Source organism: Pantoea sp. E2023-21 (assembly GCF_051302795.1).
In the GTDB taxonomy this organism is placed as follows: domain Bacteria; phylum Pseudomonadota; class Gammaproteobacteria; order Enterobacterales; family Enterobacteriaceae; genus Pantoea; species Pantoea ludwigii_A.
In genome coordinates this window covers 2,158,850-2,178,417 of the sequence record NZ_CP195344.1, presented here as the reverse complement: position 1 = coordinate 2,178,417, position 19,568 = coordinate 2,158,850, and the positions used below count along the sequence as shown (strand labels likewise).

Below are 19,568 nucleotides of genomic sequence, written 5' to 3'. Positions count from 1 at the left end.
TGACATGACGGAAAGGGATATTGAGCGGCTTGTCGCGTTAACTTTGCAGCGTTTATGCCGACCAACGCTATTACTGATCTCAGAAGCACAAGAATACCGGGAGATTATATATTCGCGGCTGGCAAGTTGTGACTGTGCTTATCGACTCGCATTTGAAGGGGACGAAGAAGAGGCATCATGGCGTTCATTAGGCGCTGGATTTCATAACGAAGCCTGGGTGGACAATCTGTCACCAATATCTTATAGCGCGATGGTCATTCCATTTCTTAGCTATTCACTGGCGGCGGATGTGGTAAATGGCGTGATTCGTCGACCATTTGCAAAAGCTATCCATCAGGCACTCAGTAGTGGGTTACCTGTGCTGGCATTGCATTATTACTGCGATCCAGAAAGTGAAATTAATCGTATAAAAGGGAAAAATCCACACCCAGGCTACATCGAACACGTTCAGGCAACGTTGATGACCTTGAGACGCATGGGGGTCACTTTGTGTTCCCTAGATGCGTTAATCGCTAAATTGAACGGAAGTGAAACGTCTGACGCTGCGGCAGTAACACGACGTTATATTACGCTCAATGACATTATTAATAAAAAAGTAAAGATGGATGGTTCAGGATTATTGTTGACTGATGCTGCATCCGACTATTTAAAGAAGCAAAAAATTACGCTTAATAGATGATTAAAATCAGGAGTTAATTATGTCTGCAAAAAACAAATGCTGGCTATGGCTACTTTTGGTCATTGTTTCAGAAACATCTGCAACTTCAACCCTCAAGTTTTTTGATTCAAGTGAAGGAGGAATCAAAGCGTTGTTATTAGTGTTTCTTATCGTGTTTTATGCCATTTGTTACTATTCATTATCACGAGCGGTAAAAGATATACCTGTTGGACTCGCTTACGCCACATGGTCCGGGACAGGTATTTTATTGGTATCAACGTTAGGGATGCTCTTTTACGATCAGCATCCAGATACTGCGTCGATTGTTGGGATGATGATTATTGCTAGTGGCATTGTGATCATGAATGTTTTTTCAAAAATGGGTGAGCAAGCTGAGAGTTAACGGTTTTTAACTACGTTAAGAATATTTTAATCGATTAGCATAAAAGGAAAGTTATATGTTTAATCTCGGATTTTTATGGCTAGCCCTTTCTATTGGTTCGGAAATTACTGGGACATCGATGATTAAAAAAACCCAGGGCTTTAGCAAGCTTGGGCCATCATTGTTAGTTATCTGTGCTTACGGACTCTGTTATTTCGCACTCACTCGAGCGATGAGTACCATTCCCGTTGGGGTCGCTTATTCACTCTGGTGTGGGTTTGGTATTGTCGGCGTAACACTATGCTCAATGCTTATTTATAAACAAAAGCCGGATATCATTGCGGTCTTTGCAATGGTACTTATTATTGCAGGTGGAGTGATAATGAACGTGTTTTCTGCGGGCTGAATGGTCCAGAATCGGGATAATAAAAAAGGCCGCAGTAGCGGCCTTATTAGTAACTTGAGAAAGTTATTCGCTCACTTTCTTTTTCAGATCGCTGGCACCTTCTTTGGTTTTATTCCAGCCTTTCTGGGTGCCTTCTTTAGTGGCATCCCAACCTTTCTCAGAACCTTCTTTGGTTTTGTTCCAGGCCTTTTGCGTACCTTCGCTGGCTTTGCTGCTCAGGTTATCGCTTTTGCCTTCCGCAGCATGCTTAGCTTTAAGCTGCTGCTCTTTACCTTCATTCTGCGCCTGATGCAGTTTCTCTTTGGCGGTGTTAGCGCCAGCCTGTGCGTTAGCGACGGTTTCATCAGTTGCATGTGTAGTGGCGGCAAAAGCCGAAGAAGCCAGCAGAAGAGCCGATACTGCAATAATTGTCTTTTTCATAATTCCCTCTTTCATGAAATATGTCGTCTTAGGTATTCATCCTGGCATATGCCGGGATGGAAAGATTTAAGAATAAACCAGGAATGAAAAAGGTCTAGTTTCGTTGGAAAAATCACCAGTAGATAGCATTTTAGGTTGTTGCGGGAAGAGAGGCGAGCCAACTTAGCGACGGCTCTGCAGCATTTACACGATCAATCTCAGTCAGCGACGCTGCTTAATCTGTCGCTGATGCCGCAGTTCTCGATGCATCCGGTTAACGATGAACAAATTAGCCGACGCCTGCCAATTTCTGGAAAATCCTTGTTCGTTAACAAGCGCGCCATCCTGCAACGTTTGTGGAAAGAGACGCGAGCTAAGAATTTCTATCGACGCCTTTTCAGGCTCAACAGTGGCGCAATGTCCAGCTATTGCGCACCAAAGTCGGCAATCAGGGATTGAACGTTACGCTGGTAACGTTATGGAATCCGGCTGGCAATAAACACGCGACTGCATAAGCGTTCATGACGAGTTTGCCTGAGCCATGGAGCTGCATCTATTCTTCATCGCGTTCTTTAGCGGCTCGCTGACGATCGTAGAACTCATCTTCGGCGGAGATGATCTCATCCATTAGTGAATTCATATCCACTTCATGCAACTCTTCAACGAAGAGACCGGTGAGCGGCGTTTCTGGTGTCAGCTTTCCGTCTTCATATAACTGCCAGATCTCTTTCGCATAGCGTGTCTGCAAAATTTGTGGAGCAAATTGCCCGTAATAGGCGGTGATGTTATTCACATCACGTTCAAACATCGATTCAGCATGGTTGTTTGCTGCAGCATCAACAGCCTGCGGCAAGTCGATGATTACTGGCCCGTTGGCGTCTTGCAGCACGTTAAACTCTGACAGATCGCCATGAACAATGCCGGCGCATAGCATGCGCACGATATTGCGGATCATCGTATCGAAATCCTTCATGGCGTTCTCTTCGGACAAGAACACATCGCTTAGGCGTGGAGCGACCAGGCCTTCAGCATCTGTGACCAGTTCCATCAACAATACGCCGTCGATACAAATGTAGGGCTGCGGAACGCGCACGCCAGCATTAGCCAGGCGGAACAACGCATCAACTTCAGCGCTTTGCCAGGTCTCTTCTTGCTGCTTGCGTCCGAATTTGGAACCTTTTTGCATAGCACGTGAATTGCGGCTATTACGGACCTTACGTCCTTCCTGATACTGAACGGCCTGTTTAAAACTTCGCTGCGCGGCGTCCTTGTACACTTTGGCACATTGGATCTTGCCGCCAGTTAAAACTGTATAAACGTCAGCTTCTTTGCCGCTTCTTAGTCTTTGTAGTACTTCATCTACCAAGCCATCATCGACGAGAGGCTGGAGTCTATTTGGGATTTTCATGCGAGTCGCCTTGAAAGAGTCCAGATACAAAAAAGCCCGCAAGGCTTGCGCCATACGGGCTCTTAGGACTACATCGGATGACTCTGGTAATCACCGATGGAGAATTTTGGTGGAGCTGGCGGGAGTTGAACCCGCGTCCGAAATTACTACACCGTCGGCACTACATGCTTAGTCAGTCTTTACATTCGCCGGCCAGCTGCGGACAGACACGCCACTGACAAACTAGCCTGATTTGATTTAGTGCTTCAACCCCAGGCAAGGCATCCACACGATCTCTTTTGGGTTTGACCTCTCTTGATCCCCGTCTTAAGAGCGGAAGCTAGGGAGAGAGGGCTTCAAAGCAGGTTATTAAGCTGCTAAAGCGTAGTTTTCGTCGTTTGCGACTATTTTTTTGCGGCTTTTTACGAGGCAAACCGCCCCTCGGCATGCTCCTAAGGCTTCACAATCCCGTCGAGTCCAGAATCAGCCCCAAGAAATTTCAATACTACAGAAAAGAAACGTTGAAATCCAGTACTTAACGTTTTGAATTCTTCATAATACGTGCTTTATCCATCTTCCATTCACGTTCTTTGACGTCGTCACGCTTGTCATGTTCTTTCTTGCCGCGCGCCACACCGATTTTCAGTTTGGCCCAGGCATTTTTCCAATACATCGACAGTGCTACCACGGTAAAGCCTTCGCGGTTAACACGTCCGTAAAGCGAATCGAGTTCGCGTTGTTTCAGCAGCAACTTGCGGCTGCGCGTGGGATCACACACCACATGCGTTGAAGCCACCGCCAGCGGCTGGAAAGTAGAACCGAACAGGTAAGCTTCACCATCGCGCAGCAGAATGTAGCTATCGCTGATGTTAGCCTTACCGGCACGGAGTGATTTAACTTCCCATCCTTGTAACGACATACCCGCCTCGAACTCTTCTTCAATGAAGTATTCATGACGTGCGCGTTTATTGAGGGCAATAGTGGCTGAACCGGGTTTGTTAACTTTTTTCTTTGTCATAGTGCGGCGTAGTCTACATCACTCAGTTTATGGGCGCATCCCCTGTCCTGCAGGGCGGTAAAAAACACTCCATTTTAGCACAGCAAGCAAAGCCGTGAATTTTTGTTTGGTAACCGAAAATGGTATTATTCAATGGTTTTGTGATGAACAGGAACCATTATGGCCCAGATTAGCCGTTCAGCGCTGGTCCCTTATAGCGCTGAGCAGATGTACCGTCTTGTGAATGACGTGGATGCGTATCCTCAGTTTCTGCCGGGTTGCACCGGCAGTCGTGTGCTGGATAACAGCGGAGATCAAATGACCGCGGCCGTTGATGTCTCGAAAGCAGGCATCAGTAAAACCTTCACCACACGAAATACACTGATCAGCAATCAAAGTATCTTGATGCAGTTAGTGGATGGCCCATTCCGTAAATTGACCGGCGGCTGGCATTTCACCTCATTAGGGGATGATGCCTGCAAAGTTGAGTTGAACCTTGATTTTGAGTTCACCAACATGTTGGTAGAAATGGCATTTGGCCGCATCTTTAAAGAGCTGGCAAACAGCATGGTGCAGGCGTTTAGTCAGCGCGCGAAAGAGGTTTACCGTGCCTGATATCAGCGTGGAAGTGGTTTACGCATTGCCGGATAAGCAGTATTTGCGTGCCGTAACGCTAGATGAAGGCGCAACGGTTGAACAAGCGATAAAGGCGTCTGGCTTGTTGTTGCTGCGTAAGGATATCGATTTAAGCACGAACAAAGTCGGTATTTATAGCCGCCCGGTAAAATTGAGTGATGCAGTGCAGGATGGTGATCGCATTGAGATCTATCGTCCGCTGATTGCCGATCCGAAAGAGTTACGGCGTCAACGCGCAGAGCGCTCAGCTGAAAAGAAATAGTCAGAAAGCAAAAACTAAAAAAGGCGCTCAAGCGCCTTTTTTATTGCCATTCACTTAGCCTTCTTTGCCGGTGAGTTTCGGCTTGTTATCGATGTTGGTCAGCGTTCCGTTGCTGTCGAAAGTCAGCGTCAGCGTCTGCTGTTTCACACCTTCATGGCCGGGTTCCTGACGAAACACGTAATACCAAACGTTGCTGCCAAACGGATCGCGCATCATCGGTGTACCGAGTGTGTAGGCGACCTGCTGCTGCGTCATGCCGTTATGAATCTTCGACACATCGTTGGCGACCAGGTAATTCCCCTGATTGATATCCGGACGATACACAACGCGCTCAAGGGTGGAACATCCAGCGGTCATCATCAACATTACTACTGCCGCGGCAGTCAGCGTTTTACAGCGCATCTATACATTCCTTTTCTGGGGCCAAACGCCTTTCAGCAGGCTATTTTTTTGCCATCAAATTCTGAACTCTGCCTGCGGCAGGCTTTATTACTCAGACGACATAACTGCCGATGATAATAAACCTTTTCGCTATTTGAAACCTCTACAGAGCAAGCATATGACCACCAGCCGGGAAAAAAGTGCTGAATCAGGCAGCTAAAAGTTCTTTGGCGTTAGCCAATGTATTACGAGTGACTTCGCTACCACCTAGCAAACGGGCCAACTCTTGCAAACGTGCGCGTTTATCCAGCGGCTGCATATGCGTTTCGGTCATCGCGCCATCGGTCTCTTTGCTGACGAAGAAGTGCTGATGACCGCAGCCGGCAACTTGCGGCAGATGCGTAACGCACATCACCTGCGTGGACTCGCCCAGTTGTCGCAGCATTTGGCCAACCACTGCGGCGGTTGGGCCGCTGATCCCGACATCCACCTCATCGAAGATCATCGCTGGCGTTTCCATTTTCTGTGCGGTAATCACCTGAATCGCCAGTGCGATACGTGACAGCTCACCGCCTGACGCCACTTTGCCCAATGGCTGAAGTGGTTGACCTGGGTTGGTGGTGACACGGAAATCAATGCGTGTTGCGCCATCAGCGGTGAGTTGGTCTGCATTAAACTCCAGCACAATGGCAAATTGGCCGTGCGGCATCGCCAGAGTACGCATGCTTTGGGTAATTAACTGGCTCAGCTCCTGTGCCGAATGCTCACGCAGTTGGTGCAGATTTTCAGCACTGGCTAACGCGGCTTTATGGTGAGCGACAACGTCAGCCTGCAGAGTTTCCTGGTCGCTCTCTTGCTGTGAAAGCAGCTCTGCCTCGTCCAGCAGTTGCTGATAAAGCACCGGCAATGTTTCAGGTGAGACATGATGCTTACGTGCCAGCGCGATCTGCCGTGACAGGCGCTGCTCCAGCTCATGCAGGCGATTGGGATCGAGGTCCAGACGTTCGCAGTAATGGCGCAGTTCATCACTGGCTTCACTGAGCTGAATCGCGGCTTCTTCCAGCAGATTGAACACGCCACTGACTTTATTATCCAGCGTCACGAGTTCACCCAGCATGTGGCGGGCGCTATACAGCAGGCTCTGCAGGTTGGTGTCATCCCCATCAGCGAGAATGTGCAGCGCTTGCTGGCTGGTAGACAGCAATTGGCCGCTGTTGGCTAAACGTTTGTACTCTTCATCAATCTGTTCGAATTCGCCCAGCTGCGGGGCAAACTCATTGAGTTCTTTCAACTGATACTGCAGCAGCTCGCGACGTGATTCGCGCTCTTGTGATAGCTGCTGATGTTGTGCCAGCGCGCGGCAGCTCTGATGCCAGCGCTGATAGTGCTGACGCATGTCAGACAGCAAATCATCGTGGGCTGCATAAGCATCCAGCAGATGTTTTTGGTGATCGGATTTGAGCAGCAACTGGTGGGCATGCTGGCCGTGGATCTGAATCAGCAACTGACCTAATTCACGTAACTGCGATAACGGTACCGACGTGCCGTTGATAAAGCCGCGCGAACGACCATCTGCGCTAATCACACGACGCAGCAGACATTCATTGCCTTCATCCAGCTGATTCTCCACCAGCCAGCGCTGCGCGGAAGGGGACGTTTTGAGTTGGAAGCGTGCGCAGATATCAGCGCGACTCGCCCCCTGACGCACCATATCTGCTTCAGCGCGGCCACCCAGACACAGGCCCAGCGCATCAATAGCGATAGATTTACCTGCGCCGGTTTCACCCGTGATCGCCGTCATACCCCGATGAAAGTCGATCTCCAGTTCACGAACGATAGCAAAGTTACTGATGGTCAGTTGTGCCAGCATAGAATCACCTGTATGTAAAAACAGATATGGTTTTACATACAGTATATCCTGGTTTTTTATACAGTAAAGTGGTCGGCGCTGATTTTCAGAACAATTTTTTTGACCAACCCAGTTTTGAACTTAACGTATTAAAATAATTGTAATTTTTAGGATGGATAAGATTGAGATGATTGGCGCTGCGGCGAATCAGTACATCTTCACCTTCCTGAATCGGCAAGGCAATCTGACTGTCGCAACTGATCTCCAGATCGCTGCGCAGGGAAGAAAAACGTAGCCGAATGGTACTGCTACTGTTGATCACCAGCGGACGCGCAGAAAGCGTATGTGGGAACATCGGCACCAGCGTAATGGCGTCCAGTGACGGCGTTAGAATGGGGCCGCCAGCCGAAAGCGAATAGGCGGTAGAGCCGGTCGGCGTGGAGATAATTAAGCCATCGGATCGCTGTGAAAAGGCAAACACCTCATCAATATAAACTTCGAATTCAATCATGTGCGCGACTTTACCTGGGTGCAGCACCACTTCGTTGATGGCGCTACCAATGCGCGGTGAGCAATCTTGTTTGCACACCTGCGCCTCCAGTAAGAAGCGACTCTCAACAAAGTAATCACCCTGCAGCACATCATCAAGCTGTTGCTGAGCATTGTCAGGATCGAGATCGGTAAGAAAACCAAGGTTGCCACGGTTAATGCCAATCACTTTGATGTCATAGCGCGCCAACACGCGCGCGGCGCCAAGCATATTGCCATCGCCGCCAACGACAACGGCCAAGTCGGCACGTTGGCCAATGTCGGCCAGGCTGCCGGTTTGGGCATTTTTCAAATCCAGTTCGCGCGCAATCTGCTGCTCAACAATCACCTCATAACCCTTTGCCGTTAGCCAGCGCCAGAGCATTTCATGGGTGGTTAACGCGGTAGGATGGCGCGGATGGCCGACAATCCCGATGCAGTTAAAGTGTTTGTTCATTTAGCGCGAGTTCCTTATAAGCCAAAACGGCCAGGCAATGTGATGGGTTTACTTGAAACCGTCAAACTGATCCCCATAATAAGCCAACCAGCGAGATGAATGTGCAAAACGCGGAGAAATTCATGAGTAGTAAAGAACAGAACACCCCAAACGAGCAAGTCTCAGACGAAATTCAACAGGATCAGCAGCACGTGGACGCAGAGACAACCGCTGAGGTGGATCCACGTGATGAGCGTATCGCGCAACTGGAAGCCGAGTTAGCCGTTTCGCAGACCGGCGTGCGTGATGCACAGTTGCGTGCGCAGGCGGAGATCGAAAATATCCGTCGCCGTGCTGAAATGGATGTGGAAAAGGCGCATAAGTTTGCGCTGGAAAAATTTGCCAACGAGTTGCTGCCCGTGATCGATAGCCTGGAGCGCGCGCTGGAAGTAACAGATAAAGGTAATGCTGAACTGGCTTCGATGATTGAAGGTATCGAGCTGACGCTTAAATCGCTGCTGGGCGCGGTACGTAAGTTTGGCGTGGAAGTTGTGGGTGAAACCAACGTGCCGTTCAATCCAGAAATTCATCAGGCAATGTCAATGATGGAATCAGAGGATATGGCGCCAAATCACGTACTGATGGTAATGCAGCGCGGTTATACCCTCAACGGTCGCCTGTTGCGTCCGGCGATGGTTGCAGTGACTAAAGCGAAAAGCTAATTGGTTGCTGTAATGACAACGGCCGCGTAATGCGGCCGTTTGTATTTTTAAGGCAGCACGGGCATCCAGTCGATCGGCCTTTGACCCGACTGGCTCAGCAGCGCATTAGCCTGCGAGAAGTGTTTACTGCCAAAGAAGCCTCGATGTGCAGAGAGCGGAGAAGGGTGCGGCGCTTTCAGCACATGATGACGTTGCGTATCAATGATGCTGCCTTTCTTCTGCGCGTGCGAACCCCATAGCAAGAAAATCACGCCTTCGCGATGCTGATTAATCACGCTGATGACGTTATCGGTAAAGGTTTCCCAGCCAAAGCGCGCATGGGAATGTGCCTTACTGGCTTCCACCGTTAAGACGGTGTTCAACAGCATCACGCCTTGCGTCGCCCAGCTTTCAAGAAAACCATGCCTTGGACGCACAAAGCCCGGAATATCCTGTTCTAACTCTTTGTACATATTCAGCAGTGACGGTGGGATCGCCACGCCCGGCTGGACGGAAAATGCCAGTCCGTGCGCTTGGTTTGGGCCGTGATAGGGATCCTGACCCAAAATCACCACTTTGATATCGCCCAGTTCGGTTAGCCGAAAGGCATTAAACACATCCTTCTGTGGCGGATAAACCGTTACGCCTGCAGCGCGTTCATTGGCCACCGCTTTTAGGGTTTCCACAAAGTAAGGTTTCTCTTTCTCTTCAGCCAGCACGTCGTGCCAGGTCAGCTTCTCAGCCATCATTGACTCCCTGCAAAATAGTGCGCCTAGCTTAACGTGTCGGACTCGACAGCAGAAGGGTAAAAATAATTTGAAAATTTACGCAAAAAGTTAATTTTGAAATTGTTATAAATCAGATTGTTAGATTTTAAGGAATGAACTGCGCTGGGGGGAAATTGATACAGGTCAAAACGGCGGGTTTCATGCAGTGATATACCACAGCATTCCATATCGTAATGAACCTCGTTGTCCTGTTGCGACAACGTAAAGCCCTGGAGAACTACTATGATTACCGGCATTCAAATTACTCAGGCAAATAATCCACAGCTGTTGAACTCTTTCTGGCTGCTGGACGATGATAAAGCTGAAGCGCGCTGCCTGTGCGCGAAAGGGGATTTCGCAGAAGACCAGGTTGTTGCTATCAGCGACCTTGGTGAAATCGCTTACCGTGAAATTCCACTTGAGCAGAAACCACAGGTGCGTATTGAAGGTGGTCAGCATCTGAACGTTAACGTGCTGCGCCGGGAAACGCTGGAAGATGCTGTCAAGCATCCGGAAAAATACCCACAATTAACCATTCGCGTTTCCGGCTATGCCGTACGCTTTAACGCGCTGACGCCAGAGCAGCAGCGTGACGTGATTACACGTACATTCACCGAAAGCCTGTAATTGCAGCGCTGACGAAAAGACACACAGCAATACAAGCCGCGCCAGTGCAGATTGGTGCGGCTTTTTTTATGGCATTGGTTTAGGGAGAAAGGGGGGCTGAAGTGAAATTCATAGCCAAAGCGTTATTTCGCTACGCTTAAATAAAAAAATCGCCCCAAAGGAGGCGATTAGATAGGACATGTGCTGTTTTATTCCGCACCGGACTCTGGTGTATTGCTGCCGCTTGGCTTGCGGCGTTTACCGACATTTTTGGTATCGCGATGGCGTTTTTTAACGCGCGGTTTCTCTTCTTCTTTCTCTTTCAGCTCTTTACGCTTCGCAAGCGCCTTTTTCGACGGTTTTCCGGTGACTTTGGCACTGGGTGCGCGGCTTTCTGGACGCAACTCATCAATCACTCGCGCCTTTAAGGGCTCATTTACGTAACGGGTGATTTTGCCCAGCAGCACGTGGTCGTGTGCTTCAACCAGAGAAATTGCCGTGCCTTTGCGACCCGCACGTGCGGTACGGCCGATGCGGTGTAAATAGGTATCGGCGGTGCGCGGCAAATCGTAGTTAATGACGTGCGAGATATCGTCAATATCGATACCGCGTGCGGCAACGTCGGTGGCGATCATCACCTTAACGCGGCCATCATTCATACGTTTGATCGCTTCGTTACGGTTTACCTGCACCATTTCGCCTTCAAGATAGCTGGTGCGAATGCCCGCTTCATGCAGCCAGGTGACCAGTTCGTGCAGACGCTCGCGTTTACGCACAAATACGATAACGCGCGTGGCATCGGGCTGTTTCAACAGGTGAATCAGCAGCTTGTTTTTATGCTCAAGATCATCGGCGCGGTAATACCACTGCTGAATCTTTTTGCGTTCGCTTTTGCTTGGGTCGGCCTCAATAAACACCGGCTCGTTCAGCAAACGCTCGGCAAAATCTTTAATATGCTCGCCTTCAAGCGTCGCCGAGAACAACAGCGTCTGTTTGCGCCAGCGAGTTTCAGCGGCGATGGTTTCGATGTCTTGCGCGAAGCCCATATCGAGCATGCGGTCAGCTTCATCGAGAATCAGCGTTTCAACTGCACGGCAGTCAAAGTTCTCTTCTTTGATGTACTGCAGTAAACGGCCGGTGGTGGCGACCACGATATCCTGGTTTTCGCTAAACACTTCGGCATGGTTCATATATGCCACGCCACCGGTGATGGTCGCGATATCCAGATGCGTGTGTTTAGCCAGTTCGCGCGCGTGATCGGCAACCTGCATTGCCAGTTCGCGGGTGGGAGTCACAATCAGAATACGCGGCGGGCCTGATTTTTTGCGCGGGAAATCGAGCAAATGCTGTAAAGCGGGCAGCAAAAATGCTGCAGTTTTCCCCGTCCCGGTTGGAGCCGAACCCAGAACGTCACGGCCTTCCAGCGCGGCAGGAATGGTCTCGGCCTGAATAACAGTAGGGCGAGTAAAGCCTTTTTCCTGCAAAGCTTGTAGCAGGCTTTCGTCGAGTTCGAGTTCGGAGAATGTGGTTACGGTCATGGTCTACCTCAGTTTGGGGCGCTGATTATAGACAGAACGAATATAATCTTCATCTGTTTGTGTAGGTATTACAGGCGCAGGTGAATTCCTATCGCCACCACGTTACACTTTCGGCAGTAAAAAATTCAATGGTAGTGAAGTATGTCTCAGGACCAACCGCCGGCGCGGCCGACGTTAAGAAAAGATGGTTTTACCTTCAAGCAATTTTTCGTGGCGCACGATCGCTGTGCAATGAAAGTGGGCACAGATGGCGTTTTACTCGGTGCATGGGCACCGATTGCAGGTGCACGGAGCATCCTCGACATTGGCTGTGGTAGCGGACTGATCGCGCTGATGCTGGCCCAACGCACGTCAGATCAGGTTGAGATTGATGCGGTTGAACTGGAAGCCAGCGCTGCGCAGCAGGCGCAGGAAAATATGCAGGCTTCGCCGTGGGCGGATCGCATCCATGTGCACCATCAGGATATTGTCAGCTGGAGCGAGCAGTGTGAAAAACGCTTTTCGCTGATTGTCAGTAACCCGCCCTTTTTTGCGCCCGGCATGGCAACGGGCAGCGTGGCGCGTGATACCGCGCGCAGCACTGCAACACTTGATCATCACACGCTACTGCGCTGTGCTGCGCAGTTGATTGAAGAAGAAGGGCTCTTTTGCGTGGTGCTGCCTGCAGAAGCCGGCGAAGCGCTGACTTCACTGGCGCTGGCGGACGGCTGGTACCTGCGTTATCGCTACGATGTCGCCGCCTATGCCCAGCGTCCACCAAATCGTGTGGTGTTAGGTTTTTCACCGACCTCAGGCGAAACGTTACAGGAACGTCTCGCTATTCGTGATGAAGATAAAAGCTATTCAGCGGATTGGCTAAGCCTGGTTAAAGATTTCTACCTGTTTCGCTAGCGCTCAGGCTGCAGGATGGTGGGTAACGCCTCATCCAGCAGCTCGGGATTGTCGAGGGTAAAGTGCAGCCCGCGACTTTCCTTGCGCGCCAGCGCACAGCGCACCATCAGTTCGGCAACCTGCACCAGATTGCGCAGTTCCAGCAAATTGTTAGACAGGCGGAAATGTGCGTAATACTCATCGATCTCCTGCTGCAGCAAATTAATGCGCCGCAGTGCGCGCTCCAGACGTTTGGTGGTGCGCACAATGCCCACGTAGTCCCACATAAATAGCCGCAGTTCATGCCAGTTGTGTTGAATCACCACGCGCTCATCGGCATCATCAACACGACTTTCATCCCACGCGGGCAGATGTTCCACCGCAGCGACATCCGGCAGGCGAGCGATCATGTCCTCTGCCGCTGACCAACCGTAAACCAGGCACTCCAGCAGGGAGTTAGAAGCCATGCGATTTGCGCCATGTAAGCCGGTGTAGCTCACTTCACCAATGGCATAAAGGCCGTCAACGTCTGTGCGTCCTTGCTGATCAACCATCACGCCGCCGCAGGTGTAATGCGCTGCAGGCACTATCGGAATCGGCTGTTTAGTGAGATCCAGGCCAAAGGTCAGCAATTTTTCATAAATCATCGGGAAGTGCGCGCGCACAAAACTTTCCGGCTGGTGGCTAATGTCGATATACATGCAATCGACGCCCAGGCGTTTCATCTCATGGTCGATTGCGCGCGCAACAATATCGCGCGGCGCCAGTTCAGCCCGCTCATCAAAGTCAGGCATGAAACGCGTACCATCTGGACGCAACAGCCATGCTCCTTCACCACGTAGCGCTTCGGTTAGCAGGAAGTTCTGCGCTTGCGGATGGAATAAGCAGGTGGGATGGAATTGGTTGAATTCGAGGTTCGCCACGCGGCAACCCGCACGCCACGCCATTGCAATCCCATCGCCGGAGGCCACATCCGGGTTCGTGGTGTATTGATACACTTTCGCTGCGCCGCCAGTGGCTAATACCACGGCGCGCGCGCGACAGGTTTCCACCTTTTCGCGCTTGCGGTTCCAGATCCACGCGCCGACTACACGACGTTTCCCGGGCAAACCAAGCTTATCGGAGAGAATCAAATCCACCGCATTGGTGCGTTCGATAATACGAATATTGGGATGGCTCAGCGCCTGACTCACCAGCGTGGTTTCCACCGCGCGTCCAGTGGCGTCCGCGCTATGCAGGATACGGCGGTGACTGTGCCCGCCTTCGCGTGTGAGATGGTAACGTGCTTCGCCGTCAACCTGCGGTTCTTTATCGAATGCCACACCATTATCAATCAGCCATTGCACGCAGTGACGCGCGTTGCTGGCGATAAAGCTCACCGTATCGCGGTCGCATAAGCCTGCTCCGGCAACGAGCGTGTCTTCAACGTGTGATTCGATGCTGTCTGTTTCATCAAACACCGCCGCAATCCCGCCCTGCGCATACAGCGTTGAGCCCTCATTGACCTGCGCTTTACTCAGCACGGTAACCTGATAATGCGGCGCTAAGCGCAGCGCTAACGATAAACCTGCCGCACCGCTGCCTACGATGAGTACATCACACTGATATTCTGGGAGAGAAGTCATGCTGTTTAATTTACTAAACAAAAGGTCGCTTGAGCATAAGCCGGGATGGGGAAGTTGTGAAGTATTTTGAACAATCTGCGGCGGGGAATTCTTTATCTGGTGTAGATATTAACGTGAATTCAGTAAGTTAACTCTGAAATTGAACTGAATGTGTTTTTTATATCAAACACTCTGAAAATTCAGGTAATAAAGGTGAAAATGACGGCGTCATAAGGTACTCTGCCAGCGATTATCGGTGCCGCAAAAGACACCACCAGCGTGGCAAGTCGCTACACTGAAAGACAATCAACAACAATGATGTCGTGGTTCCGATACGGAAAAATTCAGGTCGTAGTGAACTTCAGGCCATCAGGTCACTCTAAGCGCATGCTTGCTCAGAATAATGAGATGTGCTGGCAGTTCACTTACGCATAAAAAAGTTTTGGGGAGATATTACCTCGGATGAGCGAGCAGTTAACGGATCAGGTTCTCGTTGAGCGGGTTCAGAAGGGAGATCAAAAGTCCTTTAATTTACTGGTGATTCGATACCAGCATAAAGTGGCGAGCCTGGTTTCACGCTATGTTCCTTCAGGCGATGTGCCTGATGTGGTTCAGGAATCTTTTATTAAAGCGTATCGTGCACTGGAATCGTTCCGTGGCGACAGCGCCTTTTATACATGGCTGTACCGCATCGCGGTGAACACAGCGAAAAATTATCTGGTTGCTCAGGGGCGTCGTCCGCCATCCAGTGATGTGGATGCTATCGACGCAGAAAATTTCGAAAGTGCAGGTGCGCTGAAAGAAATATCGAACCCTGAGAACTTAATGTTGTCTGAGGAACTGAAACAAATCGTCTTTCGCACCATTGAGGCGCTTCCCGAAGATCTTCGTATGGCCATTACCCTTAGGGAATTGGATGGTTTAAGTTACGAAGAGATTGCCGTCATCATGGATTGTCCGGTCGGTACCGTACGTTCGCGTATCTTCCGTGCACGAGAGGCTATTGATAATAAAGTTCAACCGCTTATCCAACGTCAGTGATAACGGCTACTGGAAGGGTACCAAAGCATGCAGAAAGAAAAACTTTCCGCTTTAATGGATGGTGAAACTTTAGATAACGAGCTGATGGCATCGTTGTCGAAGGATGCGGATCTTCAGCAAAGCTGGGAAAGCTACCATCTCATCCGCGACACCTTGCGAGGTGATATCGGAGAAGTGCTGCATTTTGATATCTCCGCACGTGTGGCTGCGGCCATCGAAAACGAGCCGGCACGCAAAATCACTCCGCTGATTCCTGAAGCGCAGCCTGAGCCGTCACGTTACGAGAAGATGCCGTTCTGGCGTCGTGGTGGTAGCTGGGCGGCACAGCTGACGCAGGTCGGTGTCGCTGCTTGTGTATCACTGGCGGTGATTGTCGGGGTTCAGCACTACAACAGCTCACCAACTGGCAGCGCCACCGAAGCGTCCGATTCACCGGCATTTAACACTTTGCCGATGATGGGTAAAGCGTCACCCGTTAGCTTAGGCGTGCCTTCTGAAGCGTTCGACACCAACAGCTCTAATCAGCAGGTGCAAGAACAGCGTCGTCGCGTCAATGCTATGCTGCAGGATTATGAACTGCAACGTCGTCTGCATGCCGATCAGGTTCAGTTTGAGAAAAACGATCCGCAACAGGCTCAGGCTAATGTTCCCGGAAATCAGTCGTTAGGAACTCAGCAGCAGTAATGAAGCAGCTTTGGTGTGCCGTTAGCCTGCTGGCAGGCAGCCTGTTTTGCTCATCTATCGCCTCGGCGCAGACTTCTGCGTCCGGGGCGTTGTTGCAACAGATGGAGCAGGCAAGCCAGAACCTCAACTACGAATTTGCCTACATCAATGTCTCGCGTCTTGGCATTGAATCTCTGCGTTATCGTCACGCGGTAATCGACAATCGTATCTTTGCCCAACTGTTGCAGATGGATGGGCCGCGCCGTGAAGTCATCCAGCGTGGAAATGACATCAGCTATTTTGAGCCGGGATTAGATCCTTTCTCGCTGCCGGGCAATCACATAATTGATGCGCTACCAGGTTTGATGTTCGCTGACTTCTCTCGCTTGGGTGAGGCCTACGATTTCATTCCGGTTGGCCGCTCGCGTATGGCCGATCAAATGTGCGAAGTGGTGCGCATTGTGTCACGCGATGGCACGCGCTACAGCTATGTAGTGTGGCTGGATGTGGATACCAAATTGCCGCTGCGTATCGATCTGCTTGATCGTGACGGCGAAACGCTAGAGCAGTTCCGCGTGATCAGTTTTGCCGTTGATGAAGGTGTGCGCAATCTGATGCAAGGGCTGGAAAAGGCCAACTTGCCGCCGACGCTGTCACTGCCGGCCGGTGACAAAGTTGAACTCAGCTGGCAGCCAAACTGGCTTCCGGCGGGCATGAAACTGATTTCACAAAGCCGCCGCGATATACCGTCGATGAACAAAACCGTTGAGTCGCGTCTGTACAGCGATGGCTTATTTAGCTTTGCCATCAACATTACGCCAGCAGATAAAAGCAGCAGTGTGCAGGCATTGCGCACTGGGCGTCGTACGGTGCAGACAGAAGTGCGCAATAATAATGAAATCACGGTGGTGGGCGAGTTACCGCCAGCCACTGCCAAACGTATTGCGGACAGCATAGATTCGGGTTCACCAAAATGATGAGAGAATGGGCCACCGTTGTGGCGTGGAAAGAAGGCATAGCCACACTGCACACGGAAGCAAAAACGTCGTGTAACAGCTGCTCGGCGCGCAAAGGCTGCGGCAGCCACGCACTTAATCATCTGGGACCCAAAAATGCCCACGTGATGACTATCGCCAGCGTGGAGCCGTTGCAACCCGGCCAGCGCATTGAGCTTGGCATTCGTGAAAGCAGCTTGTTAGGTTCCGCCTTGCTGGTTTACATGACGCCGCTGTTTGGCCTGTTTGTGCTTGCTGGCATTTTCCAGATGCTGTTCGCGAGCGATCTTGCTGCGGCCTGTGGCGCGCTATTAGGCGGTATTGGCGGCTTTATCGTGGCGAAAGGTGTCTCGAATGTATTCGGCGATCGCGAAGCATTTCAGCCGGTGATTCTCAGCGTTGCGTTACCGCCCGATGCGTTGCGCGTGGAAAGCGAAGTTTGATCCCCAGCAGGCCGCATCTGATGCGGCCTTTCTCATTCGGCTTAACCGCTGAAATCTGTTGCGATTCCCCACAGTTCCATTCTTTAACGCGCGGCGTTAACAGTGTAATATGCGTCATCATTAATGAGGCCGACAGGGTTCCGGGTAAAGCTCACTTTCCTGAATGTGTCCGTGCTCAAGTTTCCCACTGATTTTCTACGTGAAGATATTCATATAAATGAAGCACATACGAAATTTCTCCATCATCGCTCACATTGACCACGGCAAATCAACGCTCTCTGACCGTTTGATTCAAATTTGTGGTGGCCTGAGCGATCGTGAGATGGCGGCGCAGGTTTTGGATTCCATGGATCTGGAACGTGAGCGCGGCATTACCATCAAAGCGCAGAGCGTAACGCTCGATTACAAAGCGCTGGACGGTGAAACTTACCAGCTCAATTTTATCGATACTCCCGGTCACGTTGACTTCTCCTATGAAGTTTCCCGCTCGCTGGCGGCATGTGAAGGAGCATTGCTGGTGGTCGATGCAGGGCAGGGCGTTGAAGCACAGACGCTGGCAAACTGCTACACCGCAATGGAAATGGATCTGGAAGTGGTACCGGTACTGAACAAAATCGACCTGCCTGCCGCCGATCCTGAGCGCGTAGCGGAAGAGATTGAAGATATTGTCGGCATTGACGCTACCGATGCGGTGCGTTGCTCGGCGAAAACCGGCGTCGGCGTGCCCGATGTGCTGGAGCGACTGGTGCGTGACATTCCACCGCCAGAAGGCGATCCAGAAGGTCCGCTGCAGGCGTTGATCATCGATTCCTGGTTCGATAACTACCTTGGCGTGGTGTCGCTGATCCGTATTAAGAACGGTACGCTGCGTAAAGGCGACAAAGTTAAAGTGATGAGTTCTGGTCAAAGCTATAACGCGGATCGTCTTGGCATCTTCACGCCGAAGCGCGTTGATCGCAACGAGCTGAACTGCGGTGAAGTTGGCTGGTTAGTGTGTGCGATTAAAGACATCCTCGGCGCACCCGTGGGCGATACGCTGACCCTGCAGCGCAATCCGGCAGATAAAGTGTTGCCTGGCTTCAAAAAAGTGAAGCCACAGGTTTACGCCGGTCTGTTCCCGATCAGCTCTGATGACTATGAAGCATTCCGTGATGCGCTGGGCAAATTGAGCCTTAACGATGCGTCACTGTTCTACGAGCCAGAGAGCTCAACGGCGCTGGGCTTCGGTTTCCGTATCGGCTTCCTCGGTCTGTTGCACATGGAGATCATTCAGGAGCGTCTGGAACGTGAATACGATCTGGATCTGATCACCACCGCGCCAACCGTGGTGTACGAAGTAGAAACCACCGACGGTGAAACGATCTATGTCGATAGCCCGTCGAAGCTGCCACCGCTGAATAATATTGCAGAACTGCGCGAGCCGATCGCTGAGTGTCATATGCTGCTGCCGCAGGAGTTCCTCGGTAACGTCATTACGTTGTGTATCGAAAAACGTGGCGTGCAAACCAACATGGTTTACCACGGCAAGCAGGTTGCGCTGACTTATGAGATCCCGATGGCGGAAGTGGTGCTCGACTTCTTCGACCGTCTGAAATCAACCTCGCGCGGTTATGCCTCGCTGGATTATAACTTCAAACGTTTCCAAACCTCTGACATGGTGCGTGTCGACGTGATGATTAACTCAGAACGTGTTGATGCGCTGGCGCTGATTACTCACCGTGATAACTCACAATATCGTGGCCGCGATTTGGTAGAGAAGATGAAAGATCTGATCCCACGTCAGCAGTTTGATATTGCGATTCAGGCGGCAATCGGCAACCACATTATCGCTCGCTCAACGGTAAAACAGCTGCGTAAAAACGTCCTGGCGAAATGCTATGGCGGTGACGTTAGCCGTAAGAAGAAACTGTTGCAGAAGCAGAAAGACGGTAAGAAGCGAATGAAGCAGGTCGGCAACGTTGAGCTGCCGCAGGAAGCATTCCTTGCCATTCTGCATGTCGGTAAAGACAGCAAATAAGG

22 protein-coding genes and 1 other RNA gene are annotated in these 19,568 nt (G+C 50.8%); 13 read left to right on the top strand and 10 right to left on the bottom strand.

Going from position 1 to position 19,568, the window contains the following annotated elements; translation table 11 throughout:
* Positions 1–4 precede the first annotated feature (4 nt).
* From ACRQ84_RS10265 to ACRQ84_RS10255, 3 genes are read left to right on the top strand one after another with little or no spacing between them, the layout of a single operon-like run.
* Positions 5–679 (top strand): hypothetical protein, encoded by a 675-nt coding sequence (locus tag ACRQ84_RS10265; protein ID WP_483815988.1) that lies wholly within the window; start codon positions 5–7, stop codon positions 677–679.
* 19 nt (positions 680–698) lie between these two features.
* Complete coding sequence (locus ACRQ84_RS10260; protein ID WP_483815987.1) at positions 699–1,061, top strand: DMT family transporter; 363 nt, start codon at positions 699–701, stop codon at positions 1,059–1,061.
* A gap of 55 nt (positions 1,062–1,116) precedes the next feature.
* Positions 1,117–1,446: a DMT family transporter gene (locus ACRQ84_RS10255; RefSeq protein WP_483815986.1), complete on the top strand. Its 330-nt coding sequence runs from the start codon at positions 1,117–1,119 to the stop codon at positions 1,444–1,446.
* A gap of 63 nt (positions 1,447–1,509) precedes the next feature.
* On the opposite strand, the gene ACRQ84_RS10250 is transcribed toward ACRQ84_RS10255, so the two are convergent.
* The 4 genes from ACRQ84_RS10250 to smpB all read right to left on the bottom strand — a co-directional run bounded on the left by ACRQ84_RS10250 (position 1,510) and on the right by smpB (position 4,250).
* A complete protein-coding gene (locus ACRQ84_RS10250; protein WP_064739688.1) occupies positions 1,510–1,866 on the bottom strand; it encodes a hypothetical protein in 357 nt (118 codons plus the stop codon).
* 532 nt (positions 1,867–2,398) lie between these two features.
* Positions 2,399–3,253, bottom strand: coding sequence for a PA4780 family RIO1-like protein kinase (locus tag ACRQ84_RS10245; protein WP_064739599.1), 855 nt, complete (start codon positions 3,251–3,253; stop codon positions 2,399–2,401).
* A gap of 107 nt (positions 3,254–3,360) precedes the next feature.
* Positions 3,361–3,723, bottom strand: a transfer-messenger RNA (tmRNA) gene (gene ssrA / locus ACRQ84_RS10240).
* 44 nt (positions 3,724–3,767) lie between these two features.
* The gene (smpB, locus tag ACRQ84_RS10235) at positions 3,768–4,250 is read right to left on the bottom strand and encodes an SsrA-binding protein SmpB (protein WP_007886141.1); all 483 of its coding nucleotides are present in this window, start codon (positions 4,248–4,250) and stop codon (positions 3,768–3,770) included.
* A 159-nt stretch (positions 4,251–4,409) separates the two neighbouring features.
* On the opposite strand from smpB, the gene ACRQ84_RS10230 reads away from it, so the two are divergent.
* Together ACRQ84_RS10230 and ACRQ84_RS10225 are read left to right on the top strand one after the other, a co-directional pair.
* The gene (locus ACRQ84_RS10230; protein ID WP_008101549.1) at positions 4,410–4,844 is read left to right on the top strand and encodes a type II toxin-antitoxin system RatA family toxin; all 435 of its coding nucleotides are present in this window, start codon (positions 4,410–4,412) and stop codon (positions 4,842–4,844) included.
* The gene (locus ACRQ84_RS10225; protein WP_064739595.1) at positions 4,837–5,127 is read left to right on the top strand and encodes an RnfH family protein; all 291 of its coding nucleotides are present in this window, start codon (positions 4,837–4,839) and stop codon (positions 5,125–5,127) included. The genes ACRQ84_RS10230 and ACRQ84_RS10225 overlap by 8 nt, the downstream gene beginning before the upstream one ends.
* A gap of 54 nt (positions 5,128–5,181) precedes the next feature.
* On the opposite strand, the gene bamE is transcribed toward ACRQ84_RS10225, so the two are convergent.
* From bamE to nadK, 3 genes are all read right to left on the bottom strand, one after another.
* Positions 5,182–5,529 carry an outer membrane protein assembly factor BamE gene (gene bamE, locus ACRQ84_RS10220; RefSeq protein ID WP_064739594.1) on the bottom strand — a complete coding sequence of 116 codons (348 nt, stop codon included), beginning with the start codon at positions 5,527–5,529 and terminating at the stop codon, positions 5,182–5,184.
* Between the two features lie 187 nt (positions 5,530–5,716).
* Positions 5,717–7,378, bottom strand: a complete 1,662-nt coding sequence (gene recN / locus ACRQ84_RS10215; RefSeq protein WP_483815985.1) for a DNA repair protein RecN — start codon at positions 7,376–7,378, stop codon at positions 5,717–5,719.
* Positions 7,379–7,463: 85 nt separating this feature from the next.
* The gene (nadK, locus tag ACRQ84_RS10210) at positions 7,464–8,342 is read right to left on the bottom strand and encodes an NAD(+) kinase (RefSeq protein WP_064739592.1); all 879 of its coding nucleotides are present in this window, start codon (positions 8,340–8,342) and stop codon (positions 7,464–7,466) included.
* 122 nt (positions 8,343–8,464) lie between these two features.
* Here nadK and grpE point away from each other — a divergent pair, with 122 nt between their 5' ends.
* A complete protein-coding gene (gene grpE, locus ACRQ84_RS10205) occupies positions 8,465–9,043 on the top strand; it encodes a nucleotide exchange factor GrpE (RefSeq protein ID WP_483815984.1) in 579 nt (192 codons plus the stop codon).
* 47 nt (positions 9,044–9,090) lie between these two features.
* Here the strand turns inward: grpE and ung are convergent, their stop codons facing one another.
* A complete protein-coding gene (ung, locus tag ACRQ84_RS10200; protein WP_064739591.1) occupies positions 9,091–9,768 on the bottom strand; it encodes a uracil-DNA glycosylase in 678 nt (225 codons plus the stop codon).
* 264 nt (positions 9,769–10,032) lie between these two features.
* Here ung and grcA point away from each other — a divergent pair, with 264 nt between their 5' ends.
* On the top strand, positions 10,033–10,416 hold the full coding sequence (gene grcA / locus ACRQ84_RS10195) for an autonomous glycyl radical cofactor GrcA (RefSeq protein WP_061718019.1): 384 nt from the start codon (positions 10,033–10,035) through the stop codon (positions 10,414–10,416).
* A gap of 188 nt (positions 10,417–10,604) precedes the next feature.
* On the opposite strand, the gene srmB is transcribed toward grcA, so the two are convergent.
* On the bottom strand, positions 10,605–11,933 hold the full coding sequence (srmB, locus tag ACRQ84_RS10190; protein WP_483815983.1) for an ATP-dependent RNA helicase SrmB: 1,329 nt from the start codon (positions 11,931–11,933) through the stop codon (positions 10,605–10,607).
* A gap of 141 nt (positions 11,934–12,074) precedes the next feature.
* On the opposite strand from srmB, the gene trmN reads away from it, so the two are divergent.
* On the top strand, positions 12,075–12,824 hold the full coding sequence (gene trmN / locus ACRQ84_RS10185; protein WP_064739588.1) for a tRNA(1)(Val) (adenine(37)-N(6))-methyltransferase TrmN: 750 nt from the start codon (positions 12,075–12,077) through the stop codon (positions 12,822–12,824).
* Here trmN and nadB read toward each other — a convergent pair.
* A complete protein-coding gene (gene nadB, locus ACRQ84_RS10180) occupies positions 12,821–14,428 on the bottom strand; it encodes an L-aspartate oxidase (RefSeq protein ID WP_064739587.1) in 1,608 nt (535 codons plus the stop codon). The two genes, trmN and nadB, sit on opposite strands and share 4 nt — an antisense overlap.
* A 441-nt stretch (positions 14,429–14,869) precedes the next feature.
* Here nadB and rpoE point away from each other — a divergent pair, with 441 nt between their 5' ends.
* The 5 genes from rpoE (at position 14,870) to lepA (ending at position 19,566) form a co-directional block, all read left to right on the top strand.
* A complete protein-coding gene (rpoE, locus tag ACRQ84_RS10175) occupies positions 14,870–15,448 on the top strand; it encodes an RNA polymerase sigma factor RpoE (protein ID WP_007886161.1) in 579 nt (192 codons plus the stop codon).
* Positions 15,449–15,475: 27 nt separating this feature from the next.
* Positions 15,476–16,132 (top strand): anti-sigma-E factor RseA, encoded by a 657-nt coding sequence (gene rseA, locus ACRQ84_RS10170; RefSeq protein ID WP_064739586.1) that lies wholly within the window; start codon positions 15,476–15,478, stop codon positions 16,130–16,132.
* The gene (rseB, locus tag ACRQ84_RS10165; protein ID WP_064739585.1) at positions 16,132–17,088 is read left to right on the top strand and encodes a sigma-E factor regulatory protein RseB; all 957 of its coding nucleotides are present in this window, start codon (positions 16,132–16,134) and stop codon (positions 17,086–17,088) included. The genes rseA and rseB overlap by 1 nt, the downstream gene beginning before the upstream one ends.
* Complete coding sequence (gene rseC, locus ACRQ84_RS10160; RefSeq protein ID WP_483815982.1) at positions 17,085–17,549, top strand: SoxR-reducing system protein RseC; 465 nt, start codon at positions 17,085–17,087, stop codon at positions 17,547–17,549. The genes rseB and rseC overlap by 4 nt, the downstream gene beginning before the upstream one ends.
* Before the next feature lie 217 nt (positions 17,550–17,766).
* Complete coding sequence (gene lepA, locus ACRQ84_RS10155; RefSeq protein ID WP_064739583.1) at positions 17,767–19,566, top strand: translation elongation factor 4; 1,800 nt, start codon at positions 17,767–17,769, stop codon at positions 19,564–19,566.
* Positions 19,567–19,568 lie beyond the last annotated feature (2 nt).